Origin of the sequence: Citrobacter rodentium NBRC 105723 = DSM 16636 (assembly GCF_021278985.1) — a bacterium.
In the GTDB taxonomy this organism is placed as follows: domain Bacteria; phylum Pseudomonadota; class Gammaproteobacteria; order Enterobacterales; family Enterobacteriaceae; genus Citrobacter_A; species Citrobacter_A rodentium.
Genome location: NZ_CP082833.1, coordinates 2158888 through 2184259 on the forward strand (window position 1 = coordinate 2158888; position 25372 = coordinate 2184259).

At 54.7% G+C, this 25372-nt stretch carries 28 protein-coding genes; 6 read left to right on the forward strand and 22 right to left on the reverse strand.

Translation table 11 applies throughout. The annotated features are described in order from the left end of the window. Positions 1 to 41: 41 nt before the first annotated feature. The 5 genes from K7R23_RS10200 to rpsF all read right to left on the reverse strand — a co-directional run bounded on the left by K7R23_RS10200 (position 42) and on the right by rpsF (position 2564). Positions 42 to 980, reverse strand: coding sequence for a DMT family transporter (locus K7R23_RS10200; RefSeq protein WP_012907348.1), 939 nt, complete (start codon positions 978 to 980; stop codon positions 42 to 44). A 144-nt stretch (positions 981 to 1124) separates the two neighbouring features. Further along, a complete protein-coding gene (gene rplI, locus K7R23_RS10205; protein ID WP_012907347.1) occupies positions 1125 to 1574 on the reverse strand; it encodes a 50S ribosomal protein L9 in 450 nt (149 codons plus the stop codon). Positions 1575 to 1615: 41 nt separating this feature from the next. Then, on the reverse strand, positions 1616 to 1843 hold the full coding sequence (gene rpsR / locus K7R23_RS10210) for a 30S ribosomal protein S18 (protein ID WP_000135199.1): 228 nt from the start codon (positions 1841 to 1843) through the stop codon (positions 1616 to 1618). A gap of 4 nt (positions 1844 to 1847) precedes the next feature. After that, a complete protein-coding gene (gene priB / locus K7R23_RS10215; protein WP_012907346.1) occupies positions 1848 to 2162 on the reverse strand; it encodes a primosomal replication protein N in 315 nt (104 codons plus the stop codon). A 6-nt stretch (positions 2163 to 2168) separates the two neighbouring features. Next, on the reverse strand, positions 2169 to 2564 hold the full coding sequence (gene rpsF, locus K7R23_RS10220) for a 30S ribosomal protein S6 (RefSeq protein ID WP_001216673.1): 396 nt from the start codon (positions 2562 to 2564) through the stop codon (positions 2169 to 2171). Positions 2565 to 2844: 280 nt separating this feature from the next. On the opposite strand from rpsF, the gene K7R23_RS10225 reads away from it, so the two are divergent. Both K7R23_RS10225 and K7R23_RS10230 read left to right on the forward strand, forming a co-directional pair. After that, positions 2845 to 4968: a hypothetical protein gene (locus tag K7R23_RS10225; RefSeq protein WP_024132886.1), complete on the forward strand. Its 2124-nt coding sequence runs from the start codon at positions 2845 to 2847 to the stop codon at positions 4966 to 4968. Positions 4969 to 5113: 145 nt separating this feature from the next. Continuing rightward, on the forward strand, positions 5114 to 5389 hold the full coding sequence (locus tag K7R23_RS10230) for a YdgH/BhsA/McbA family protein (protein WP_012907344.1): 276 nt from the start codon (positions 5114 to 5116) through the stop codon (positions 5387 to 5389). Between the two features lie 134 nt (positions 5390 to 5523). Here K7R23_RS10230 and K7R23_RS10235 read toward each other — a convergent pair whose 3' ends face one another. From K7R23_RS10235 to ulaA, 6 genes are read right to left on the reverse strand one after another with little or no spacing between them, the layout of a single operon-like run. After that, entirely contained in the window at positions 5524 to 6210 is a 687-nt protein-coding gene (locus tag K7R23_RS10235; protein WP_012907343.1) for an L-ribulose-5-phosphate 4-epimerase, read from the reverse strand. Continuing rightward, positions 6210 to 7064 (reverse strand): L-ribulose-5-phosphate 3-epimerase, encoded by an 855-nt coding sequence (locus K7R23_RS10240; protein WP_012907342.1) that lies wholly within the window; start codon positions 7062 to 7064, stop codon positions 6210 to 6212. The genes K7R23_RS10235 and K7R23_RS10240 overlap by 1 nt, the downstream gene beginning before the upstream one ends. 9 nt (positions 7065 to 7073) lie before the next feature. Then, positions 7074 to 7727, reverse strand: coding sequence for a 3-keto-L-gulonate-6-phosphate decarboxylase UlaD (ulaD, locus tag K7R23_RS10245; RefSeq protein WP_012907341.1), 654 nt, complete (start codon positions 7725 to 7727; stop codon positions 7074 to 7076). An 11-nt stretch (positions 7728 to 7738) separates the two neighbouring features. Continuing rightward, on the reverse strand, positions 7739 to 8203 hold the full coding sequence (gene ulaC, locus K7R23_RS10250; RefSeq protein WP_012907340.1) for a PTS ascorbate transporter subunit IIA: 465 nt from the start codon (positions 8201 to 8203) through the stop codon (positions 7739 to 7741). Between the two features lie 9 nt (positions 8204 to 8212). Then, positions 8213 to 8518, reverse strand: coding sequence for a PTS ascorbate transporter subunit IIB (gene ulaB, locus K7R23_RS10255; protein ID WP_012907339.1), 306 nt, complete (start codon positions 8516 to 8518; stop codon positions 8213 to 8215). A gap of 15 nt (positions 8519 to 8533) precedes the next feature. Next, positions 8534 to 9931, reverse strand: coding sequence for a PTS ascorbate transporter subunit IIC (gene ulaA, locus K7R23_RS10260; RefSeq protein ID WP_012907338.1), 1398 nt, complete (start codon positions 9929 to 9931; stop codon positions 8534 to 8536). 359 nt (positions 9932 to 10290) lie between these two features. Here ulaA and ulaG point away from each other — a divergent pair, with 359 nt between their 5' ends. After that, positions 10291 to 11355 carry an L-ascorbate 6-phosphate lactonase gene (gene ulaG / locus K7R23_RS10265; protein WP_012907337.1) on the forward strand — a complete coding sequence of 355 codons (1065 nt, stop codon included), beginning with the start codon at positions 10291 to 10293 and terminating at the stop codon, positions 11353 to 11355. A gap of 104 nt (positions 11356 to 11459) precedes the next feature. Further along, positions 11460 to 12215: an HTH-type transcriptional regulator UlaR gene (ulaR, locus tag K7R23_RS10270; protein WP_012907336.1), complete on the forward strand. Its 756-nt coding sequence runs from the start codon at positions 11460 to 11462 to the stop codon at positions 12213 to 12215. On the opposite strand, the gene yjfP is transcribed toward ulaR, so the two are convergent. Beyond that, positions 12212 to 12961: an esterase gene (gene yjfP / locus K7R23_RS10275; RefSeq protein WP_012907335.1), complete on the reverse strand. Its 750-nt coding sequence runs from the start codon at positions 12959 to 12961 to the stop codon at positions 12212 to 12214. The two genes, ulaR and yjfP, sit on opposite strands and share 4 nt — an antisense overlap. A 182-nt stretch (positions 12962 to 13143) precedes the next feature. On the opposite strand from yjfP, the gene bsmA reads away from it, so the two are divergent. Both bsmA and yjfN read left to right on the forward strand, forming a co-directional pair. Next, positions 13144 to 13473: a biofilm peroxide resistance protein BsmA gene (bsmA, locus tag K7R23_RS10280; protein WP_012907334.1), complete on the forward strand. Its 330-nt coding sequence runs from the start codon at positions 13144 to 13146 to the stop codon at positions 13471 to 13473. 148 nt (positions 13474 to 13621) lie between these two features. Then, positions 13622 to 13897, forward strand: a complete 276-nt coding sequence (yjfN, locus tag K7R23_RS10285; RefSeq protein ID WP_024132885.1) for a DUF1471 family protease activator YjfN — start codon at positions 13622 to 13624, stop codon at positions 13895 to 13897. A gap of 45 nt (positions 13898 to 13942) precedes the next feature. Here the strand turns inward: yjfN and K7R23_RS10290 are convergent, their stop codons facing one another. The 10 genes from K7R23_RS10290 to hfq all read right to left on the reverse strand — a co-directional run bounded on the left by K7R23_RS10290 (position 13943) and on the right by hfq (position 25347). Continuing rightward, positions 13943 to 15571, reverse strand: coding sequence for an isovaleryl-CoA dehydrogenase (locus K7R23_RS10290; RefSeq protein ID WP_012907332.1), 1629 nt, complete (start codon positions 15569 to 15571; stop codon positions 13943 to 13945). Between the two features lie 120 nt (positions 15572 to 15691). Continuing rightward, complete coding sequence (gene rlmB / locus K7R23_RS10295; protein WP_012907331.1) at positions 15692 to 16423, reverse strand: 23S rRNA (guanosine(2251)-2'-O)-methyltransferase RlmB; 732 nt, start codon at positions 16421 to 16423, stop codon at positions 15692 to 15694. Positions 16424 to 16488: 65 nt separating this feature from the next. Beyond that, entirely contained in the window at positions 16489 to 18942 is a 2454-nt protein-coding gene (rnr, locus tag K7R23_RS10300) for a ribonuclease R (protein WP_012907330.1), read from the reverse strand. Between the two features lie 38 nt (positions 18943 to 18980). After that, on the reverse strand, positions 18981 to 19406 hold the full coding sequence (nsrR, locus tag K7R23_RS10305; RefSeq protein ID WP_012907329.1) for a nitric oxide-sensing transcriptional repressor NsrR: 426 nt from the start codon (positions 19404 to 19406) through the stop codon (positions 18981 to 18983). Positions 19407 to 19611: 205 nt separating this feature from the next. After that, complete coding sequence (gene purA, locus K7R23_RS10310) at positions 19612 to 20910, reverse strand: adenylosuccinate synthase (RefSeq protein ID WP_012907328.1); 1299 nt, start codon at positions 20908 to 20910, stop codon at positions 19612 to 19614. Positions 20911 to 21012: 102 nt separating this feature from the next. Then, a complete protein-coding gene (locus K7R23_RS10315) occupies positions 21013 to 21210 on the reverse strand; it encodes a DUF2065 domain-containing protein (RefSeq protein ID WP_012907327.1) in 198 nt (65 codons plus the stop codon). A gap of 68 nt (positions 21211 to 21278) precedes the next feature. Then, positions 21279 to 22283, reverse strand: coding sequence for a protease modulator HflC (gene hflC / locus K7R23_RS10320; protein WP_012907326.1), 1005 nt, complete (start codon positions 22281 to 22283; stop codon positions 21279 to 21281). A 2-nt stretch (positions 22284 to 22285) separates the two neighbouring features. Then, positions 22286 to 23542: an FtsH protease activity modulator HflK gene (gene hflK, locus K7R23_RS10325; RefSeq protein WP_012907325.1), complete on the reverse strand. Its 1257-nt coding sequence runs from the start codon at positions 23540 to 23542 to the stop codon at positions 22286 to 22288. A gap of 141 nt (positions 23543 to 23683) precedes the next feature. Next, on the reverse strand, positions 23684 to 24964 hold the full coding sequence (gene hflX / locus K7R23_RS10330; protein ID WP_012907324.1) for a ribosome rescue GTPase HflX: 1281 nt from the start codon (positions 24962 to 24964) through the stop codon (positions 23684 to 23686). Positions 24965 to 25038: 74 nt separating this feature from the next. Next, positions 25039 to 25347 (reverse strand): RNA chaperone Hfq, encoded by a 309-nt coding sequence (gene hfq, locus K7R23_RS10335; RefSeq protein WP_012907323.1) that lies wholly within the window; start codon positions 25345 to 25347, stop codon positions 25039 to 25041. Positions 25348 to 25372: the final 25 nt, after the last annotated feature.

Sequence of the window (25372 nt, forward strand, 5' to 3'; positions counted from 1 at the left end):
CGGGGGCGAGATCCTCCGGCCAGTCGACAGGCGCAGCGCCGTCAGACAGCCTGCGTTTTATTCACCTTGTTAACCCACCATATCCCCGAGCAGACCAGCACCAGCGCAATCGCGTACTTCCACTCAAGGATATTTTCGCCGAGGAAAATCGCCGACAGCAGCGCGCCGGAGACCGGGATCAGGAAGTTAAACGGCGCGATCATGCCCACGCGGTTGTATTTGAGCAAAATACTCCACAGGGCAAACGCCACCGAAGAGAGCAGCGTCAGATAGCCGAGGATCGCCACGGATGAAAAACCGTGAACGGTAAGCGTGCCGCCGCAGGCATAACCGCCAACAACCAGCGCCAGGCCGCCAGTTCCTAACTGGTAGCCCGTCATCACCGTCGGGTCGACGGTCTGCGAAATTCGCTTGCCATAAAGCGTGGCGGCGGAAAGGATAAAGGCCGCCAGCACCACCGAGCCGTCGCCCGCCAGGCTGAAACTGAAGTCCAGCCCGTTGCTGAAATTGACCACCATCACGCCGGCAAAACCGAGGATACAGCCCAACGCTTTGTTGTAGCTGAGTTTGTCATTCTGATAAATAAAGTGCGCCAGCAGCACGCTAAAGAAGGTGCCGGTAGCATTCATGATCGAGCCTTTCACGCCGGTGGTGAAAGCCAGCCCCACGTAAAAGAAGATGTACTGTAAAGAGGTCTGCGTCAGCCCCAGCAGCGTCAGTTGCCCAAACTGACGCGAAGTAAGCCGACCAATCGGTTTACGCTGGGCCATCGCCAGCAGTAACAGCAGTAGTCCGGCGAACAGAAAACGGTATCCGGCAAAAACGATTTTTGAGGGGATATCATCGGCGGCAATCTGAAAGATCTCATAGCCGCTTTTGATCGCCGGGTAGGCGCTGCCCCATAGCAGGCAGCAAAACGCGGCGCTCAGCCAGACAATGTTCTTGCGGGCAAACAGAGGTTGCGGGTGCAGGGTATCCATTCTTCACCAGTTTGAAATGTTGTTTTATTTTTATTGATTATCCCGAAAAGGGTAAAGAATAGCCAGTGGGATAAAGAGCGCCTTCAGAAAAGCAAAACGCCGACACAAGGTCGGCGTTTTTCACGAAGCTGTCAGAATAAAAACTTATTCTGCAACAACGTTAATGGTCAGCTTAGCGAATACTTCGCTGTGAACCTGGAAGTTCACTTCGTGCTCACCGGTGGTACGCAGAACGCCGTTCGGCAGACGAACTTCACTCTTAGCCACTTCAACGCCTGCTGCAGTTACAGCGTCAGCGATGTCGCGAGTACCGATGGAACCGAACAGTTTACCTTCGTCGCCTGCTTTAGACGCGATAGTAACGGTTTCCAGCGCGTTGATTTTCTCTGCGCGTGCATTGGCAGCAGCCAGAACGTCAGCCAGTTTAGCTTCCAGTTCAGCGCGACGTGCTTCGAAGTATTCAACGTTTTTCTTGGTAGCAGGAACAGCTTTACCCTGTGGTACCAGGAAGTTACGAGCGTAGCCCGCTTTAACGTTAACCTGATCACCCAGGCTACCCAGGTTTGCTACTTTATCAAGCAGAATAACTTGCATTACCTTATCCTCTCAAAGTCGTATTAATGGACCGTGACCGATTACTGATGGCGATCAGTGTACGGCAGCAGGGACAGGTAGCGAGCGCGTTTGATAGCGCGAGCCAGCTGACGCTGGTATTTTGCACGGGTACCGGTGATACGGCTTGGGACAATCTTACCGCTTTCGGTGATGTAGTTTTTCAGCGTAGCGATATCTTTATAGTCGATCTCTTGAACGCCTTCCGCGGTGAAACGGCAGAACTTGCGACGACGGAAATAACGTGCCATATGGCTAGTCTCCAGAATCTATCAATTCAATCTGCTCGGCATGCAGAACCATTTTACTCAGGCCATTTCTCGCCTTATGGCAAGAGATAAATCCCTGGATGGTTATGCGGCTACCGACCGTTATACTGTGAGTAATGGCCTGGTTTTCGTGTCCGCTAACAATAACGGGCATTTGGCACCACGCCTGCCGGTGAAACCCGGCTTCCTCTTGCACAGAACGATGCTCAAGCACGAACTGGCAATGCGGAATTCCTGATGGACTGACCTTTCGAAGGGGAGCCCTGCACACGATGCCGGACAACACCAGACGGTTGGTCATCAGAAATTACTCTTCAGAATCCCCAGCTTCAGCATCATCTGCGGTTTCGTTAGCGAAATCATCGCGACGCTCACGGCGCTCGTCTTTCGCTTTAACCATCGGAGATGCTTCGGTAACAGCGTGCTTGGTACGCATTACCATGCTACGGATAACGGCATCGTTGAAGCGGAAGGTAGTTTCCAGCTCATCGATCACTTCCTGCGGCGCTTCAACGTTCATCAGAACGTAGTGTGCTTTGTGCAGTTTGTTGATCGGGTAAGCCAGCTGACGGCGGCCCCAGTCTTCCAGACGGTGGATCTTGCCTTCTGCACCAGTGATGGCAGCAGAGTAGCGCTCGATCATGCCCGGAACCTGTTCGCTCTGGTCAGGATGGACCATAAAAACGATTTCGTAATGACGCATCGAATTGCTCCTTACGGATTATTCAGCCTCCTGTCTGGGTCAGCCGAGGCCCGGGGAGGCAAGGAACGTGTTAAAGGTCGGCTGAAAAATGACGCGTCATAATACTGGTGTCAGGCGGGAAACTCAAGGCGATTTGCAAACAATCGCCTGCGCGCTGTCGCTGCTCATCCCCCGGCGAGAAGAGAGGATTCCATCTTGTGGTTGTTATTAGATGGTTTTTGCCGGGATGAACACTTAGTATTCAGGGAGATAAAATGGAATATCTGACCTGGAGCAAAGGATGCTTAGCAAAAAATATGGGCTGGCGTTTATTTTCACAGGCCTGATGGCCTGGTATGTCATTCACACTGGCACAGAGAGCCCGCCGCGCCCTGAAAGCTGTTTACCCTCACCCTATACTGACTATAATCCTGCGCCGGTTTTTACCCGGTGGCAATGGGAATCGCCCGCAGAGCGGGGGCTGACAAGTTCGCCGGGAGCGCCCCTGGACGATACCAACATTCTGGTCTGGCTGGATGGCAAAAAACGGATTGCGGCAGATAAAATGACGCTGGCGATCGCCGCCGACTGGAATACGCTGGCGCCGAAGCTGTCGGACTTACTTAAACAAGAAAATTTTAGTCTTCGGTCAGCGTCAATGCCTGTCGCTTACCTGGAAGAGGACTGGGGGCAGGCCCTGCTATCACACAGACCGGAAGTGGCCGCCAGCCTGGCTGAAAAATTTATCACGCCGAAATTATGGCAAGCCCAGCAGGCTGGCTATATCACGCCCAAAGAAGTTGAACACAAAACAAATCGGGCTATTTCACAGCATTTGTTATGGTTGACGCCGCAGGAATTAATTAAACAGCCTGAACTACAAAAAGAAATATCGTTTACAGAGGCACGTAAAACATACTCTGTAGGTGACACTAAACGTACCACTTATCTGAAAATAATGGATGCCAGCGCTGTTTTTGGCGAGCCAAAAGTTGCGTTGTTCTTAACAACATGTGTTTTATCGCCTAATCCCAACTATTCGTATCTAAAGGCAATAGAGAACAGAATCGACTACTGGAAAAACTTCAATCTTCTCGGGCCGGGCCTCAGGCCATTACAGAGCTATCTCTCTGACAAGTTCGTACTGGAGGAGAGTATTAAACCCATTACCACCTACCTGAAGGAAAATAATCTACAAAGCGAACTTGCTTCAGAGGTCATGGCATGGGTTAAAAAAGCACCGTTAGCGGAAACTGCGCCTGAACGTCAGCCTGGTGAAACAACGTCATCAGACACCATAAGCATGGTGACAATAACACTTAAAGATCTCCTTTCTGATACGGATGACTCCCGGGAAATTAAGGAATACAAGGAACTTCCTGACGGCAATTCATTATTCGCCACGCAACGCTACGATCGCCAACAGCAAAATTACGTTTCGGAACTCTATATCACCGGGCCCGGAAATCCGCAGCATGCCACCCAACTTTGGCAAGGGAAAAGTCTGTCCGGTTTAACGTTGGTCCATCAGGGAGAGAAGGCCTGGTTCAATACGTCTCCGGGCCAGTGGTTTGAACTGAATATCCCCACCAGAAAAATAGCTACGCTGGCTTTAAATGAAGAAACTGGCGTGACATCATGGTTCAGTGATGCGAACGGGAATCCCATTACCTTTTCTACCGACTATAGCGACGAAGGGAAAGGATGTTTGATTTTTCGCCGTATCGATCCGCGTATATCTCCGCCAGAAAATAGCCTGTTCAGAACTTGCCGTAACCATTTCGCCAGCGGAAACTCCATTCAACCGGTTCTGATTTCAACCCCAGGCTATTTTTGGCTTGAAGACAGCAATGGGTTAGTAAAACTTAATTCAGAAACCGGTAGAGCTGAACTTTCGTATACGGTTCCTTTCCGCTCGCCAGCCGATATCGGAAGCCGCCGCATCGATTTATCTGCCGATAACATTACCCGACATACGCCATATCCGCTGGGCTCCAGTGAAGCCCACTGGATAGCGCTGCATTATCAACATCAATCACCGCTTCAACATGACATGAATGCCTGGCGAATGGGGACCTATTTTATTGATAGCCTCAGCGGCAAATGGCGCTTTAGCGCAGAGCTTAATAATGCTGATAGTATCGATGCAACCGCCCGTTCCGCTCATGGACGCTTTTATGCTCAGGCAGGTTGTGGAAAACTAGCGGGTTCAGGAATAACCGCGGATATCTGGGATGTTGCCAGCGCGACAAAAATTGCATCATTGCGTCGACTTCGCTACTGCGGGTTAAAAAACATGGCTTTTAACTGGCAGGGAAATACGCTGATCCTGGTTTTTTATGACAGGTTGATACGCGTCAAACTGCCTGATAACAGACAAGATGCCGCCACTGCAGAGGCGATTCCAGCTGAATCAAAAAGTTAAACCTGCTACGCCTGATGCGGTAATTTTTTGAACAACTGCAACAGAAATGGTCGCCATCGACTTTGCGGACTGCGATTAAAATAAGATCAACAGGGATTGCCCAAAACGGTATCGCTCACCAGAACCAGCGGTTAAGGAGGCAGGTATGCGAATCCGTATGATAGCCCTTCTGGCCGGGCTTTTGCTGGGCGCCAGCGCGCAGTCTGCCATTGAGATAGACCACCAGCAGGCCAGGAATATGGAAGACGTGCAGAGCTTAGGGGTGATTTACATTAATCATCATGTCGCCACCGAAAGTGAGGCGGTAAAAGCCCTCAATGACGAAGCCGACGCCCGGGGAGCGAAGTACTTCTCTGTCGTTCTGATCCGCGAGCCCGGCAGCAACGGCAACATTCACCCGAGCGCAGAGATTTATCGCTAGCACCAGGAAACACCAACGAAAATATTGCCATACTCTGACTTGCCCCCTTTCCAGGGGGCTTTGTTTAGAAAAACGCGCCTGAACCTGACCGGTTACCTCCCCGGAGGGAACGGATTCCGGCGCGTTTTACCCGTTCACTTCTGCCCGTAATAAGCGTCGGGGCCATGCTTGCGCATGAAGTGTTTATTCATCAGATAACCGTCTATCGGGCTGAGGCCAGGGTTAATACCGCGCGCAATCCAAGCCATTCGCGCCACTTCCTCCATCACCACGGCATTATGCACCGCGTCGTGGGCGTTTTTGCCCCAGGCGAAGGGGCCGTGCTGATACACCACTATTCCGGGCGTATGCAGCGGCTCAATGTCGCCCAGCGTTTCAATAATTACCTTACCCGTGTTGCGCTCATACTCCCCCTGCACTTCCTCTTCGCTCAACGCTCTGGTACAGGGGATATCGCCGAAGAAATAATCCGCATGGGTGGTGCCCAGCGCCGGAATGGCCAGACCCGCCTGCGCCCACGCCGTCGCGTGGGTGGAGTGAGTATGCACTACGCCGCCGAGAGTGGGATAACGCTGATACAGCGCCAGATGGGTGGCGGTATCGGATGACGGGCGATAGCGCCCTTCCACCACCCTGCCCACCATGTCGACGACGACCATATCGTCAACCGTCATGCTTTCATAAGCGACGCCGCTGGGTTTAATCGCCACCAGACCTCGTTCACGGTCAATGGCGCTGACGTTTCCCCAGGTAAAGGTCACTAAGCCATAGCGCGGCAAATCCATATTGGCGTCGAATACCTGCTGCTTTAACGTTTGCATTATGCCGCCTCCACCAGACCCGCGCTGACCATGCGCGCTTTCACCCAGTCGCGCGCCTTCGCCACCTCCAGCGCCGGATCGTCCGCCGTTTCGCTCCACATCTCAATCAGGTATGGCCCGCAGTACCCACTCTGTCTGAGCGTGGCAAAACAGCGTTCAAAATCGACCACTCCTTCGCCAAACGGTACGTTTTTGAATACGCCAGGCTTGGTGTCTTTCACATGCACCGCCACGATATGGCCGATCCCGGCCTGAAGTTCCATCTGCACATCGTTGTCCCACGCCGACAAATTGCCGATATCAGGATAGAGTTGGAACCAGGGATTATTCAGATAATGGGCATAGCCTAAGGCCTTGCTGATGGAGTTCATCAACGGATAATCCATTATCTCCATCGCCAGCGTCACCTGCGCCCGGCTCGCCATCTCCACGCTCTCTTTCAGGCCGTCGCGAAAACGACGGCGCGTCTCGTTATTGGTCTGCTGATAATAGACGTCATAGCCTGCCAGTTGGATCACGCGAATCCCGATGCCCTGAGCAAGCTGGATCGCCTTGCGCATGATCGCCAGCCCCTGCGCGCGCACCGCATCATCTTCGCTGCCCAGCGGGAAACGACGATGGGCGCTCAGACACATCGACGGGACGCGAACGCCGGTTTCTGCAATGGCGCTTACCAGCGCCAGGCGCTGTTCACGACTCCAGTCGAGCCGCGCCAGGCGGGCGTCGGTTTCATCTACCGACATTTCCACAAAATCAAAGCCCAGCGCGCTGGCCATCCGCAGACGTTCCATCCAGCACTCCCCGGCCGGGAGCGCTTTTTCATAAATGCCCAGCGGGTTCTGTTTCAACAGCATAACCGCTCCTTATCCCCACAGCCGGGCGATGGAACGTTTGAACTGACGCGCGGCCTCCACCGGAGAGTCGGCATCGCGAATGCTGCGACCGGCAATAAAGACGTGAATCGGAATGCCTTTGAACAGCGGCAGATCGTCCAGCGCCAGGCCGCCGGTCACGGTCACTTTAAAGCCCATATCGGCAAGACGCCTGATGGCGCTGATATCCGCCTCGCCCCAGGCGACGCCCGCCGCCTGCGCGTCGCGGCTACGGTGATAAACCACCTGCTGTATGCCCGCGTCACGCCACTGCTGCGCCTGTTCCCAGGTCCAGTAACCGGTCAGCTCAATCTGCACGTCGCCGTTAAATTCTTGCGCCACTTCCAGCGCGCCTTTCGCGGTGTTGATATCCGCGCAGCAGATCACGGTGACCCAGTCTGCGTTGGCTTCAAAGCACATCCGGGAGAGAATCTTACCTGCATCGGCAATTTTGGCGTCCGCCAGCACGATTTTATGCGGATACAGCGCTTTCAGGTCGCGCACCGCGCGTACCCCCTCGCCGACGCAGAGAATGGTGCCCACTTCAATGATATCGACCTCTTCCGCAATCAGGCGGGTAGTTTCGTAGGCGTGGGACAACGTTTGGTTATCCAGCGCGACCTGCAACATAGGTAACTGAGACATATGAAACTCCTTTAAACAGCCGCCGTGGCGCGGTCAATTAAATCCAGCACGTCCTGCTCGGTACGGCAGGCGCGTAAACGGTCAAAGTTGGCTTCGTCTTCAAACAGATTCACGATCTGCATGATGCCCACCTCCTGATGGGTATTGGCATCAACGGCGGCCATAGTGATGAGGATATCGACCGGATCGTTATCTTCGTGATTGAACGCCAGCGGCGTTTTCAGCGTCACCAGCGAAAAGCCGGTTTTCTTCACCCCCTCTTCTGGTCGTCCGTGCGGCATGGCCAGACCCGGCGCAATCACAAAGTACGGGCCAAACTGCTCAACGCCATCGAGAATGGCCTGGTAGTAGCGCGGTTCGACCACGTCGGCGGCCACCAGCAGCTCGACGCCAATCTTCACCGCCTCTTGCCAGCTACTGGCTTCCGCCTGCAAACGAACGGAATGGTTCTGCGCCAGCGAATCACGTAGTTTCATGACGCCTCCTTACTTCACGTCCTGCGGGAAATGCGCTTTGATCACTTCCAGCAGCTTTGGACCAAAATCGGCAGGCGACAGCATATTGCGCACGCCAACCACATGTTTGTTACCTGTTACGCTAATTTCACCAGCGATATGCGTTGAGGCGATGATGATATCCGCGCCGCCCAGCTCACTTTTGTACTCGCCCACAGCACAGCTGTTTACCGTGTGGTCGATATTGGATTGGGTCAAAAACTGGTCCACTTTCATTTTCATGATCATGGAACTCCCTTGCCCGTTGCCACATACAGCCAGAATACGTACGGTCATAATCCAGACTCCTTATCAGGCAGAGTGTTCTGCCAGTTGTTTTTCTGCGTCTTCTTCCGCACGCAGCGCGCGCCCGGCGAAGACCATGTAAACTGCCGCGATAACCAGAATGACGGCCATAAACGCGATGCCAATGGAGAAAAAGCCCTGCATCATCGGCGGCGCCAGAATCGACCAGTCAGCCATCCCCATCCAGGCGCTCATTGCCGTCAGTTTCACCGCCCAGACGCAGCCAAAGATTTCGATCATCCCCATCACCAGGCATATCTTCAGCGCCGCGCGCCAGCCGCCGAAGTGATTAGCGAAGACGCCAATGGTGGCGTTAGAGAAGAACATCGGGATAAAGCCCGGAATGATCAGGATGGACGAACCGCAGGCCACCAGAATGCCGACGGCGATCAGCTGACCGATGGTGCCCCACATAAAGCCCCAGACCACCGCGTTAGGCGCGAAGCTGTAAATCGCGGCGCAGTCGATGGCGAGGACGGCGCCAGGAATCAGGCGCTGAGAGATGCCGTTGAACGCTTCGGAAAGTTCGGCGACGAACATACGTACGCCCTGGGTGATAATGAAAATCGCCACGGCAAACGCAAAGCCGGTTTGCAGGATGTAGATCGTCCAGTGGGTTTTGCCCGCCATCGCCTGCACCGTATCGATGCCGAAGGAGAGCAGTATCGCGCCGAAGAAAATCGTCATGACGATTGCCGTTGAGACGATATTGTCGTGAAAAATGTTCAGCCAGCCCGGCAGTTTAAGATCTTCCACGCTCTCTTCTTTTTTGCCCAGGTACGGCGCGACCTTATAGGCGATCCAGGAAGCGAACTGCTGCTGGTGACCGATGGAGAAACCGCAGCCGTCGGTCACTTGCTGAGTCGGTTTGTACATCATGTTGGAGGTGATGCCCCAGTACAGGGAAACCAGAATGGCGGTGCAGATAATGGTGGTCCACATCGAATAGCCGAAGATATAGAGCGAAACCGCGATCAGCCCCGCCTGCTGAAACATAATGTGTCCGGTAAGCATGATGGTGCGGATCCCGGTGAGACGCCGCAGCAGGACGTAACAAATATTCAGCGCCAGCGCCAGCAGCACGGCGTATCCAACCCAGCTATAGGCGTCGCCCATCCGCTCGATGGTCGCCATCATGGAGGCGTAGGTGTCGGAAATCGCGCCGTTGATACCGTACACTTCCGACATTTTCGCCACCACGGGCTTAAAGGTGCTGGTCAGAATGCCAGATCCTGCCTGCAGCAGCATAAAGCCGATAATGGTTTTAATGGTGCCTTTAATAATTACGCTGACGCTTTTACGCAGCAGGATATACCCCAGGCACGTCACGATACCGAGCAGCAGCGGGGCATTGGTCATTACCTGATTAAAGAAAATGGTAAAGACGTTGTAGAGGATCTCCATAACTCTCTCCGGTAAACAAGAACACAAAGGGCAATCCCTCCGTGGTGGGTGCCATCACTCTAGTAATCACAAATAATCACCACAAGATTGAATTTGATTATTTGTGACGCATCACGCAAATTATTTCCATAGCGTTTGCAGTGTTTTTCACCAGACGAATCCACAAAGAGAATAACCCTTTATTTTCAATTAAATAATTGAAGAATCTTGTTGTAATTCCGAAAAAATATGAGGTTATACGCATAGGATGCTGCCAAAAAGCGTCTGCAAAGCCCATTGCAAACTGCTCAAAATGGTGACAACATTAATCATAACGAGTCATTAACTGATTAGATTTGATTTAACCAGGAGTCAAAACAATGAGCAAAGTGAATACCATCACCCGTGAGTCATGGATCCTGAACACATTCCCGGAGTGGGGAAGCTGGCTGAACGAGGAAATAGAGCAGGAGCAGGTCGCGCCAGGCACCTTCGCGATGTGGTGGCTGGGCTGTACCGGCATCTGGCTGAAGTCAGAAGGCAGCGCCAACATCTGCGTGGATTTCTGGTGCGGCACCGGTAAACAAAGCCACGGCAACCCGCTAATGAAAACAGGCCACCAGATGCAGCGCATGGCCGGGGTGAAAAAATTACAGCCGAACCTGCGCACCACGCCGTTTGTACTCGACCCTTTCGCCATTCGTCAGATCGACGCGGTGCTGGCGACGCACGATCATAACGATCATATCGACGTCAACGTGGCGGCGGCAGTAATACAAAACTGCGCTGACGATGTGCCGTTTATTGGGCCGCAGACCTGCGTGGATCTGTGGATCGGCTGGGGCGTGCCGGAAGCGCGCTGCATCGTGGTGAAACCCGGCGATGTCGTCAAAGTCAAAGACATTGAAATTCACGCGCTTGATGCGTTCGATCGCACCGCGCTGATCACCCTGCCGGCGGATCGGAAAGCGGCTGGCATTCTGCCGGACGGCATGGATGCGCGTGCCGTTAACTATCTGTTCAAAACGCCAGGCGGCACGCTGTACCACAGTGGCGATTCCCACTATTCCAACTACTATGCAAAGCACGGCAATGAACATCAGATCGACGTGGCGCTGGGCTCCTATGGCGAAAACCCGCGCGGTATTACCGATAAAATGACCAGCGCCGATATCCTGCGGATGGCGGAAGCATTGAATACGAAAGTGGTTATCCCGTTCCACCACGATATCTGGTCGAATTTCCAGGCCGATCCACAGGAGATCCGCGTGCTGTGGGAGATGAAGAAAAATCGCCTGCAGTACGGCTTTAAGCCGTTCATCTGGCAGGTTGGCGGGAAATTTACCTGGCCCGCGGATAAAGACAACTTTGAATACCACTACCCGCGCGGCTTTGACGACTGCTTTACGATCGAGCCGGACCTGCCGTTCAAATCCTTCCTGTAATTGCGAAAATGCCGGGTTTTCCCGGCATTTTTTTCCATTTACTTTAGTATTTTCAGGCTATTTCAAATATCATCTTTAAAAATCATTTTGTATCGGAATAGCGCATGACGGAAGCACAAAGACATCAAATCTTACTGGATATGCTGGCGCAGCTGGGCTTTGTAACCGTTGAAAATGTCGTTGAGCGCTTAGGCATTTCCCCGGCGACAGCGCGCCGGGATATTAATAAACTCGACGAGAGCGGTAAGCTGAAAAAAGTTCGCAATGGCGCTGAAGCTATCACCCAGCAGCGCCCGCGCTGGACGCCGATGAATCTGCACCAGGCGCAGAACCATGATGAAAAAGTGCGTATCGCGAAGGCCGCCTCTCAGCTGGTCAATCCGGGGGAAAGCGTGGTGATCAACTGCGGCTCCACCGCATTTTTACTGGGCCGGGAGATGTGCGGTAAACCCGTGCAGATCATCACCAATTATCTGCCGCTGGCGAACTATCTTATCGACCAGGAGCATGAGAGCGTCATTATCATGGGCGGTCAGTACAATAAAAGCCAGTCGATCACCTTAAGCCCGCAGGGCAGTGAAAACAGCCTCTATGCCGGGCACTGGATGTTTACCAGCGGTAAAGGGCTGACGGCGGATGGTCTGTACAAAACCGACATGCTGACCGCCATGGCCGAGCAAAAGATGCTTAGCGTGGTGGGTAAGCTGGTTGTGCTGGTCGACAGCAGCAAAGTCGGCGCGCGCGCGGGTATGCTGTTCAGCCGCGCGGATCGCATCGATATGCTGATCACCGGCAAAAACGCTGATCCAGACATCCTGCAACAGCTGGAAGCGCAGGGCGTGAACGTTCTGCGCGTCTAAAGGTGCTGGCGAAAAAACGACGCCGTTGCCGCCAGGGCTTCAGGCGTGATGCGATGACGCACGCCCGCCTGCCAGTGGCAGCTCAGATGCCGATCCAGGCCTGCCTGACGCATCGCCTGCTGTAAGCGGAATGATTCAGCCGCCGGAACGACGTCGTCATCCTCTCCGTGCCATAACAGCAGTGGCCTGTCCGCCAGGCGTTCCAGCTGCTGCGTCACCTCCCACTGCGCCAGCGGCGCGATAAGGCTGGCGAACGCCGCCTGCTGCGCGGCGGTATCAAGAGGGAAAGGGGAAAACAGGGTCCGCGCCAGGCGGGTAAAATAGCCCGACCCCATCAGGCTGGCGACGCACTTAACGTCCGGATGGCGGGCCATAATCCCCAGCGCGGTCATGCCGCCCATTGACGCTCCGGCGACCGCGAGCCGGTCATGCTGTAGCCAGCCCTCCGCGTCGATAGCCGCACGTAACGCCGCAAACTCTTCCATGTTTTGCTGCAGGATTTGCCAGAAGCGAGACATTCTTGTCTGCGCATCGCCGTTAAAACGTGCGCCATGTTCCGGGGCGTCCGGCATAATGACCCGAAATCCGGCCTGCGCCAGCGCGACGGCAAAATAGCTATAGACCAGCGCAGAGGAGGTAAATCCGTGGTAGAAAACAATCACCGGCAACGGCGTATTATTTTTGCCGCCGGGAAAGGCATGAAGCAGATGCTGTCCGGTTAATTGTCGCGTTTCGATTTCAATCATATTTAGCCCCTTTTTCATCCGGTATGCCACGGGGTAATTCATTTAGCAAGGTCAGGTGTTGATTAACGATTCATAATGTTGAGAACTGGATTACGCTTTCGCGATATTTTCATTCGAAAATCGCGCGGAAGTTAACATTTCGGGAACATTCCCCCAAAGGGAAATAAAATAGGCACTACACTATGGCTATCAGGAAACGAGATAGAGTTATGCGTCGGCTTGCCCCTTTGATGCTGGTTATGCTGTTAAGCGGATGTAGCGCCCTCCAGGGAACGCCGCAGCCAGCGCCCCCGGTTGCCGATCATCCGCAGGAGATTCGGCGCAACCAGACGCAGGGGTTGCAGCGAATCGGAACCGTGACCTCGCTGGTCAGAGGTTCTCCGGATGATGCGTTAGACGAGGTCAGAGCCAAAGCCGCCGCAGCGCAAGCGGATTATTACGTTATCGTCATGGTGGATGAAACCATCGTGACGGGTCAGTGGTATTCACAGGCCGTTTTATATCGTAAATAAAAAAGCGTGGAATTTAAGACAGTTTCACGTTGCTTTACGCCTCTATACGTTTTCCTGTGCACAATAAACCAACAGCAGGAGGCTGAAGGTTTATTTCGGCGATGGACTCGCCCTGCATCATGCGGGGAAACGTAAAATGGAGCTGACGATGAAACAATCTTTTGCCTTTAATTCAGTGTTGCTTACTGCCGGACTTATAAGCACTACGGCCCAGTCTGCTGAATTCGCCAGCGCGGATTGCGTGACGGGCCTGAATGAAATTGGCCTGATTTCTGTCAGTAATATTCCAGGAAATCCACAGGATGTGGAGCGTATCGTGGCGTTAAAAGCGGATGAACAAGGCGCTTCATGGTATCGCATTATCCAGATGTATGAAGAACAGCAGCCAGACAACTGGCGCGTTCAGGCCATCCTTTACGCATAACAGGCAACCAGGCCGGGTAAGCGTCAACGCTACCCGGCAACGTTATCAGCGTACTCCCCCCGTCGCCCGCAGCAGCACCTCATCCTGAACCTGCGCGGAAATCCGCATTCCCCCACGCGTATCCAGCATCATCTGGCACCAGGCCTGCGCCACGGGAGGCGAAGCGTGCCGCAGCATCCGGGCGCCGCAGCCCAGCAGATAAATCAACCGGGCGATGTCACGCCCCTGTTCCTCTACAGGATTGCGCAGACGCTGCTGTAGCTGGCGGACTGCGCGGTCAAAATGCCGGTCCTGGCCTCTGACTTCAGAGAACATCCCGATAAGCATCTCTTCTGCGCCGGCGTGTTTGCTGAGCACCCGCAGAATATCCAGACACATCACGTTGCCGGACCCTTCCCAGATACTGTTGACCGGCATTTCCCGGTACAGGCGCGGCAGTTCGCTCTCCTCGCAATAGCCGATGCCGCCGAGCACCTCCATCGCTTCGGCAACAAACGGAATACCGCTTTTACAGACGGCAAATTTCGCGGCGGGTGTAAACAAACGCGCCAGCAGCTGCTCCTTCGCCTCCCCGCGGCGATCCCAGGCGCGCGCCAGACGAAACAGCAGCGCGGTTTGCCCCTCAAGCTGGAGCGCCATCCGGCTGAGCAGCTGTCGCATCATCGGCTGATCGATTAACGCCTTGCCAAAAACCTGCCGCTGATGGGCATGGTAAATCGCCACCGAAAACGCGCGGCGCATCAGGCCGTGACTGCCGAGCGCACAGTCAAAGCGCGTCATACCGCCCATCTTCAGAATATGACGAATACCCTCTCCCTCTTCGCCCAGCAGCCAGCCGATGGCATCATCAAACTCCACCTCACAGCTGGCGTTTGAGCGGTTGCCCAGCTTGTCCTTCAGCCGCTCCAGGCGGACCGCGTTGCGCCTGCCGTCGGGTAAGAAACGCGGCACGAAAAAGCAGGAAAGCCCCCCTCGCGCCTGCGCCTGCGCCAACACCAGATGGGCGTCGCTCTGCGGCACCGAGAAAAACCATTTATGCCCCACCAGCCGGTACGTACCATCCTCCAGACGCTCGGCCCGGGTGGTATTGCTCAGGACATCGGAACCGCCCTGTTTTTCGGTCATCCCCATGCCTATCAGCAGGCCGCGCTTTTGCCCGCCCGGCATAAGGTGCGAATCATAGCGATCGCTCATCAGCGGCGTCAGCCACTCTGAAAACGGGGCTGGCAGCATCTGTTGCAACAGCGGCGTGGCGGCAAAGGTCATGGTTATCGGGCATAGCGTTCCGGCTTCGACCTGGGCGTGTAAGATAAAACGCGCCGCCCGGGCGACAAACGATCCGGCGCGCGCCTCCTCTTCCCAGGGCAGATTGTGCACGCGATTGGTACACAGCCCCTGCATGAGCAGGTGCCAGGCGGGATGAAAACGAACGTCGTCCAGCCGCTGCCCCTGCGGATCATAACGCAGCAACTCAGGCGGCCAGGCATTCACCAGCCGCCCCAGTTCAAGCGATTCCGCAGTGCCAAGTTGTTGTCCGATGCTGGCGAGCAGTTCACTGTCCCAGCCAGCGCCTTCGCGGGCAACCGCTTCGCGCAGCGCGCCGTCAGAAAGGAAAAGGTTACTGTTGTTAAGGGGTAACGGCTGGTTAAAAACGGTATGAGTTTGCCAGTGCATTGTGTCTCCCTCCGTCAATGGCAGCGACAGTAAGTATGGTCAGGGAGAGAAAAGTACGCCTGGGATAACGGTCACAAAAAAGCCATCCGAAAAGGGATGGCTTAGCGTTTAAAGTGAGTTTTAACTACGCTGACGAACGGCCTCAAACAGACAGATGCCTGTCGCCACCGAAACGTTGAGTGACGAAACGCTACCCGCCATCGGAATGCTAATCAGTTCGTCGCAGTGTTCGCGCGTCAGACGGCGCATACCTTCGCCTTCCGCGCCCATCACCAGCGCCATGCGTCCGGTCATTTTGCTCTGATAAAGGGTATGATCAGCTTCGCCCGCCGTTCCCACAATCCAGATATTCTCTTCCTGCAACATACGCATGGTGCGCGCGAGGTTGGTGACGCGGATTAACGGAACGCTTTCGGCCGCGCCGCAGGCGACTTTCTTCGCCGTCGCATTCAACTGCGCGGAGCGATCTTTCGGCACAATCACCGCATGGACGCCAGCGGCGTCCGCGCTACGCAGGCAGGCCCCGAGGTTATGCGGATCGGTTACGCCGTCAAGGATCAGCAGAAACGGTTGTTCGAGCGAAGCGATAAGGTCCGGCAGATCGTTTTCCTGATACTGACGCCCCGGCTTCACCCGGGCGATAATCCCCTGATGGACCGCCCCTTCGCTTTTTTCGTCGAGGAACTGGCGGTTCGCCAGCTGGATCACCACGCCCTGCGCTTCAAGCGCGTGAATCAGCGGCAGCAGGCGCTTATCTTCACGGCCTTTAAGAATAAACACATCCTGAAAACGTTCAGGCGCGCGCTCCAGCAGAGCCTGCACCGCGTGGATGCCGTAAATCATTTCACTCATGAAAGTACTCGTTAAGGTTATGGCCGCCAGGTCATATTTGCCCCCCGGCGGCTGGTGTCTGGCGATTATTCGGCGGCTTTTTTCTTCGCCGCGCGTTTAGCTTTCGTGGCGGCAGCGATTTTAAGCGTTTTTTCTGACGGTTTTTTCGCTTTTTTGTCGCTTTTCTTCGCCGCTTTCGGCTGAGTAGCCACCTTACCTTTTTTCTCGCCGCGGAATGCGCTGTCCGGCTCAAAGTTCACTTTTTTGCCGACCTGGCGACGGCGGCTGGTTTTCTTGCCGGCATCGCCTTTTTTCGCCTTTTCACGCGCCGTTTTGCCAACGTTACGCGGCGCGCGCTCGCTGGAGATCAGGCTGAAATCGATCTTACGCTCATCCATATTGACCGCTTCAACGCGCACTTCCACGCGGTCGCCCAGACGATAGGTCTGGCCGCTGGATTCGCCGGTCAGACGCTGTCCGACCTGATCGTAACGGTAATAGTCGTTTTCCAGCGAGGAGACATGTACCAGACCATCGATGAACAGCTCGTCAAGGCGCACAAAGAAGCCGAAGCCGGTGACGCTGGCAATTACGCCTTTAAAGACGTTGCCGACCTGATCCAGCATAAAGTCGCACTTCAGCCAGTCAGCGACATCACGCGTCGCTTCGTCAGCGCGGCGTTCGGTCATGGAACAGTGCTGACCTAACTGCAGCATCTCTTCCATAGAGTAGTGATAGCCGCCGGTTTCAGTGGTGTTTCCGGTATGCCCCTGCTCTTTCGCCAGCAGATATTTGATGGCGCGGTGCAACGAGAGATCCGGGTAACGGCGAATCGGCGAGGTAAAGTGCGCGTAGGACTGTAGCGCCAGACCAAAGTGACCGCGGTTCTCCGGATCGTAAATCGCCTGCTTCATCGAACGCAGCAGCATGGTTTGCAGCATTTCCGCGTCCGGACGATCGGCAACCGACTCCAGTAGTTCCGCATAGTCGCGCGGCTCCGGTTTGTTTCCGCCCGGCAGCTCCAGCCCCAGCTCCGCCAGCACGGAACGGAAAGAGGTAATCGCTTCGGTGGTCGGCTTATCATGGATACGGAACAGCGCTGGCTCTTTGGCTTTCTCAACGAAACGCGCCACGGAAATGTTGGCCAGAATCATGCATTCTTCAATCAGCTTATGCGCGTCGTTACGCTGCGTTTGCTCGATACGTTCGATACGGCGCTCGGCGTTGAAAATAAACTTCGCCTCTTCGCTTTCAAACGAGATACCGCCGCGCTCTTCACGCGCTTGCTCCAGCACCTTGTAGAGATTGTGCAGCTCTTCGATGTGCTTAACCAGCGGCGCATACTGCTCGCGCAGCTCCCGATCGCCCTGCAGCATATGCCAGACCTTGGTGTAGGTCAGACGCGCATGCGAACTCATCACCGCTTCGTAGAATTTGTATCCGGTCAGACGGCCTTTATTCGAGATGGTCATTTCACAGACCATACACAGACGATCGACCTGCGGATTGAGGGAGCACAAACCGTTGGAGAGCACTTCCGGCAGCATCGGCACCACCTGCGAAGGGAAGTAGACGGAAGTACCACGGTTGCGCGCCTCCTGGTCAAGCGGCGTCGGTGGACGAACGTAGTAGCTTACGTCGGCAATCGCCACCCACAGACGCCAGCCGCCGCCGCGTTTCTTCTCGCAGTAAACCGCATCGTCAAAGTCGCGAGCGTCTTCACCGTCGATGGTCACCAGCGGCAGGGAACGCAGATCCACGCGTCCCGCTTTCGCCTCTTCCGGCACCTCTTCTTTCAGACCGGCAATCTGCTTCTCTACCGCCTGCGGCCAGATGTAGGGGATTTCATGGGTACGCAGCGCCATATCAACGGCCATGCCGGTGCCCATATTATCGCCGAGCACCTCGACGATTTTACCCACCGCTTTGGTGCGGCGGGTCGGGCGCTGGGTGAGTTCAACCACCACCACAAAACCCATCCGCGCGCCCATCACCTCTTCAGGCGGGATGAGGATATCAAAACTCAGGCGGCTGTCGTCCGGGACGACAAAGCCCACGCCCGCATCGGTAAAATAGCGCCCCACAATCTGGCTGGTTTTCGGCACCAGTACGCGGACGATGCGCGCTTCACGACGACCTTTACGATCTGCGCCCAACGGCTGTGCCAGCACCTGATCGCCATGAATGCAGGTTTTCATCTGCTCGCTGGAAAGGTACAAATCGTCTTTACGCCCTTCGACGCGCAGAAAACCGTAGCCGTCGCGATGGCCAATAACGATGCCCTTCAGCAGATCGAGACGCTCCGGCAGCGCATAGCACTGGCGGCGGGTAAAGACCAGTTGACCGTCACGCTCCATCGCGCGCAGACGACGACGCAGGGCTTCCTGCTGTTCATCGCCTTCAATGTGCAGTTCAGCGGCCAGTTCGTCGCGGTTGGCCGGTTTTTCACGTTTTGTTAAATGTTCGAGGATAAATTCCCGGCTCGGGATAGGGTTCGCGTACTTTTCAGCTTCGCGTTCCTGGAAAGGATCATGTGACATTGAGGTTCCTCCATTGTCAGCTCCGGTGGAGATTTTCGTCACTCCACCAGCAATAATTTATAAAGCGGTTGATTCTGTTCAACCAAATCGGCAAGCGTGTAGTTATCCAGTTCCGTCAGAAAACTTTGCACGGCCTTAGAAAGCGCCTGTTTGAGTCGGCAGGCAGGAGTAATATGGCAAAATTCGCTGTTACAGTTCACCAGCGACAGCGGTTCAAGTTCACGCACCACATCGCCAATACGAATTGTATTCGCCGCTTTGCCTAAGCGTATCCCGCCATTTTTTCCCCGGATAGCAGTAATGAAGCCCGCCCGGCTAAGTTGATTGATTATTTTGACCATATGATTACGCGACACGCCGTAGACTTCTGTCACTTCAGAAATACTGGTCATGCGGCCTTCCGGTAGCGACGCCATATAAATTAGCGCTCGTAGTCCGTAATCGGTGAAACTCGTTAACTGCACATCAACCTCAAGGAAAAGGGGAAAACGGGATAAAACTTATCTAATGATGATAAACCAGCCACTCGCCAGGTCGCTAATTTATTTCAGTTCGGGAAGGAAAAAAGCGAGGATCTTGCATTGTATAAAGCCAGATGGCAACGAAACGCCTTATCCGGTCTGTGTTTCAGGCCCGGCAACCATCACGCTGCCGGGCATTATACCGTAATTATGCGTCGAATGGATCGCGCAGAATCATGGTTTCAGTACGATCCGGGCCGGTAGAGATAATATCAATCGGCACGCCGGTCAGTTCTTCGATACGCTTGATGTAGTTCAGCGCCGCCTGCGGCAGACCGCTACGCTCTTTCACGCCGAAGGTGGACTCAGACCAGCCCGGCATGGTTTCGTAGATCGGCTCAATACCTTGCCAGTCGTCAGCCGCCAGCGGAGTGGTGGTGACTTCGCGGCCATCCGGCATACGGTAGGCGACACAGATTTTCACCTCTTTCAGACCGTCCAGCACGTCCAGTTTGGTCAGGCAGAAGCCAGACAGAGAGTTGATCTGTACCGCACGGCGCACGGCGACGGAGTCCAGCCAGCCGGTACGACGACGACGACCGGTGGTGGCGCCGTATTCGTTACCCTGCTTGCAGAGGAACTCGCCGGTTTCATCAAACAGCTCGGTCGGGAACGGACCCGCGCCCACGCGCGTGGAGTACGCTTTGATGATCCCCAGAACGTAGTCCACATAACGCGGCCCCAGGCCGGAGCCGGTCGCCACGCCGCCAGCGGTGGTGTTCGAGGAGGTCACGTACGGATACGTACCGTGGTCAATATCCAGCAGCGTACCCTGCGCGCCTTCAAACATGACGAAATCGCCACGCTTGCGCGCCTGGTCCAGCAGATCGGAAACATCAACAACCATAGCGGTCAGGATGTCGGCAATCGCCATCACATCATCCAGCACTTTCTGGTAGTCAACGGCTTCCACTTTGTAGAAGTTAACCAGCTGGAAGTTGTGATATTCCATCACTTCTTTCAGTTTTTCAGCGAAGGTCGCTTTGTCGAACAGGTCGCCGACGCGCAGACCGCGACGCGCCACTTTGTCTTCATAAGCCGGCCCGATGCCGCGACCTGTGGTGCCGATCGCTTTTGCGCCACGCGCTTTCTCACGGGCGTTATCGAGCGCCACGTGATAATCAAGAATCAGCGGACAGGCTTCAGACAGGAGCAGACGCTCACGAACGGGGATGCCACGGTCTTCCAGACCTTTCATCTCTTTCATCAGCGCAGCAGGAGACAGCACAACACCGTTACCGATGATGCTGGTTACGTTCTCGCGAAGAATGCCTGATGGAATAAGATGGAGGACGGTTTTTTCACCGTTGATTACGAGAGTATGGCCTGCGTTGTGTCCACCCTGGTAGCGCACAACATATTTAGCCCGTTCAGTCAGAAGATCGACGATCTTTCCTTTACCTTCGTCACCCCATTGGGTGCCCAGTACGACGACGTTGTTACCCATTTTTCAAAATCACCGTTTGCTTAAAAATGGATTCTACCATCGCTTTTTCAGAGATACAGCACTTTTTGCCCCTGAATCATGCCAAATCCGACCACTTTTTGATCAGCCAACCGTTTTCCGCAACATGTAGTAGATGACAATGCCTGCAACCACAAGTCCACCGCCGAAGCGGCGCAAAGTATTTTCCGGCAGCTGCGTCATGGCGGAAATCATCTTTTTCCACGCGCGCGGATAGAGCATCGGGCCAAGTCCCTCCAGCACCAGAACGAGGGCCAGCGCAAGCCAGATCGTTGAATTCATTGCTATTCCCTGTAAAGAAAACCACCGCTTCCGAAGAGAGCGGTGGTTTAGCCTCAGACGCGTTGAGTTTAGCGCGTTGCGCTATTCGGCGTCTTCATGTAGCGGAAGAAATCGCTGTCCGGACTCATCACCATAACGTCCTGATTGCCTTCGAAGCTCTTCTCGTAGGCGCGCAGACTACGGATAAAGGCATAGAAGTCAGGATCCTGGCTGAACGCGTCGGCAAACAGTTTCGCCGCTTCGGCATCGCCTTCACCGCGCAGGATGCGACCCTGACGCTCCGCTTCCGCCAGCGTTTTGGTCACTTCATAGTCGGCAGCCGCACGCAGCTTCTCCGCTTCTTCCTGACCCTGGGAACGGTGACGACGCGCTACCGCTTCACGCTCAGCGCGCATACGGTTATAGATTGCCTCAGACACTTCGGTCGGCAGGTTGATCTGCTTGATGCGCACATCCACCACCTCGATGCCTAACGCCGCCATACTGTTCGGATTGATCACCGGCACATTGCCGTTGGTTTCAGCCTGAACGCGCTCCGCCGCTTCGGCAATGGCGTTATCTGCCGCTGGCGTTGTCACTTCGTCTTCGGTGCCCGCAGAACCGGAGTTCAGCGCGTCACGCACTTCCAGCGTCAGACGACCGCGGGAGTCGGTAACGATATCTTTCACATCCAGACGACCAATCTCAGAACGCAGGCGGTCAGAGAACTTACGTTTCAGCAGCACTTCCGCCTGCGAAACGTCGCCGCCGCCCGTTGCCAGGAAGTAGCGGCTAAAGTCGCTGATACGCCATTTGATGTAAGAGTCGACGATCAGGTCTTTCTTCTCTTTGGTCACAAAACGATCGGCCTGGTTATCCATCGTCTGGATACGAGCGTCGAGCATTTTCACCGACTGAATAAACGGCACCTTAAAGTGCAGGCCCGGTTCATAGATCAGCGGTTTCTTATCGCTATCTCTCACCACGCTGCTGAACTGGAACTTAATTCCGCGCTCACCCTCTTTCACCACAAAGACTGAGGTATACAGCACTACCAGCACGATGATGACAATCGCAATAACTGACTTACGCATCGTTATTCCCCCTGACGCTGGTAGTCGTTACGCTGCGCGTTAGCGCGGCGTTGGTCCATAATATCGCCCTGAGTGGCGGACGATGTGTTGCTTGCTCCACTATTGCCGGAAGAGGATGTCGCCGGCAGACGCAGCAGGTCGGAACCGCTATCGCGTTTCGCCGCTGGCGCATTACCGCCTTTCAGCATCTGATCCAACGGCAGAACCATCAGGTTGCCGCCCTTGTCGTTAACCAGCACTTTACGGGTATGGCTTAACACTTTTTCCATCGTCTCAATATACAGACGCTCGCGAGTGATCTCTGGCGCGGCTTTATATTCCGGCAGGATCTTCGCAAAGCGCGCCACTTCACCCTGCGCTTCCAGGATGGTTTGCGTTTTATAAGCGCGCGCTTCTTCCAGAATACGCTGCGCCTGACCATTGGCGCGCGGCTGGACTTCGTTGGTATACGCTTCCGCTTCACGGATGTATTGCTGTTCGTTTTCACGGGCGGCAATCGCATCGTCAAACGACGCTTTCACCTCTTCCGGCGGACGAGCGGCCTGGAAGTTAACGTCCAGCAGGGTAATCCCCATGTTGTACGGACGAATCGTCTCTTCCAGTTCACGCTGGGTATCGCTACGAATGACGGTACGCCCTTCGGTCAGAATGCGGTCCATGGTGTATTTGCCGATAACGCCGCGCAGCGCGCTGTCCGTTGCCTGACGCAGACTGTCGTCGGCGCTGGTCACGCTAAACAGATACTTCTGCGGATCGGTAATGCGGTACTGAACGTTCATCTCCACGCGCATAACGTTTTCATCAGAGGTCAGCATCACGCCGGATGCGGCCAGCTCACGAACTGCCTCGACGTTCACCGGCGTCACTTCGTCGATAAACGTCGGCTTCCAGTTCAGGCCCGGTTCAACCAGATGGCTGAATTTACCGAAGCGCGTCACCACGCCGCGCTCTGCTTCTTTAATGGTATAGAAACCACTTGCCGCCCAGATAATGACGATCGCCGCCGCCGCGATGGTGACAACGCGACCGCCCAGATGGGGACGCGGGCCTTGCGATGAACTGCCGCCGCCGGAGCCTGTGCCTTTACCGCCCCCAAAGCCGCCGAGTTTTTTGCTCAGTTTACGGAAGATATCGTCAAGATCAGGTGGCCCCTGCTCGCGACCACCTTTGTTTCCATTTCCCTCAGAGTTGCCGCCAGGTTTGCTGCTTCCCCACGGGTCGCGGTCTTGTCCGTTATTACCGGGCTGATTCCACGCCATGTATGTGCTCCATATTTGTTATGCGATGCTATATCTCTGTCTCTTGCGCTGTGTCCGGCGATATCAGTACTTACCGCCTTTCCGCATCTCAAAATCCAAAAGGTATAGAGGCGAAAAAATCTTCAAACCATATCCGGCAGGTCAGACAACATAGTCTTCCAGTGCCGGTTCTTGTTTACAGAGGCGACGCCAGTCAACGATCGGCATGCGAACCTGCAGGCTTACGCTGCCGTCATCCTCCATCCACTCTTTTTCGATGGCCTGAAGCTGATAAAAACGACTTCTCAGGCGCCCTTCCTGCGGCGGCAAACGCAACGTGTGCTGCGCCACCTCGCCGGAAAGCCGCTCCGTCAAAGCCTGAAAAAGCTGTGGTATCCCTGCCCCTGTCTGCGCGGAAAGCCAGACACGGATCGGTTTGTTCTCTTCATCTCTGTCGATACGCGGCGCAAAGTCGTCCAGCATATCGATTTTGTTCATCACCATCAGGGTTGGGATCTCATGAGCGTCGATCTCTTCGAGAACCGTATCCACTGCGTCGATGTTTTCCTGCACCCGCACGTCAGCGGCGTCAACCACGTGCAATAACAGCGTGGCCTGTCGCGTCTCCTGGAGGGTCGCCTTAAACGCCGCCACCAGATCGTGCGGAAGATGGCGGATAAACCCAACGGTATCCGCCAGCACGGTTTCGCCGACGTCCGCCACGTCAATACGACGCAGCGTTGGGTCGAGGGTGGCGAACAGCTGGTCTGCCGCATAAACCCGCGCTTCTGTTATCTGGTTGAAAAGAGTGGATTTGCCGGCGTTGGTATAGCCCACCAGCGAGACGGTCGGGACATCCGCTTTTATGCGCGACTGTCGCCCCTGCTCACGTTGCTTTTCAACTTTCTCCAGGCGCGACTGGATCTGCAAAATACGATTACGCAGTAACCGGCGGTCGGTTTCGAGCTGGGTTTCACCCGGACCGCGCAAACCAATCCCGCCTTTTTGTCTTTCAAGGTGGGTCCAGCCACGGACAAGACGCGTAGCCAGATGGCGCAGCTGCGCCAGCTCAACCTGCAGCTTCCCCTCATGGGTCCGCGCACGCTGGGCAAAAATATCTAAGATAAGACCAGTACGGTCAATGACGCGACACTCGCACAAACGTTCCAGGTTACGTTCCTGAGCCGGGCTCAACGCGTGGTCAAAAAGCACGACGGCAGCGCCAGTCGCTTTTACGGCTTCCGCAATTTCAACAGCCTTACCTTCACCTACAAAATACTTCGGGTGCGGTGCTTTACGGCTACCGGTAATCACCTGCATTGCTTCGACACCGGCGGAAGAAACCAGAGATTCAAACTCCTGGAGGTCTTCCATATCTTTGTCTTGCGAAAAATAGATGTGTACCAGTACCGCCTGCTCACCGGCGTCATAACGGTCAAACAAGCGTCAACCCCTCGATAAAGATCAGCGGGGAACGCAGATACCCTGGCTCCCCGTGTATAAAACAGCCAGAAACCTTATTCAGTTTCTTCGCTGTCCTGCGGCGCAGAAGAACCCTGCGCGTTGTTACTGTGATGATAGTTACTGCTGGTACCACCACCGGTATTGTTACTGTGATGAGAAACCGGGCGAGACGGGACAACAGTAGAAATCGCGTGCTTATAAACCATCTGGCTGACCGTGTTTTTCAACAGGATCACGAACTGATCAAAAGACTCGATTTGACCTTGCAGTTTAATACCATTCACCAAATAAATAGAAACTGGAACACGTTCCCGACGCAGTGCGTTCAGGAACGGATCTTGTAAAGATTGCCCCTTAGCCATTCTCTCTTTTCCTTATATGCTTATT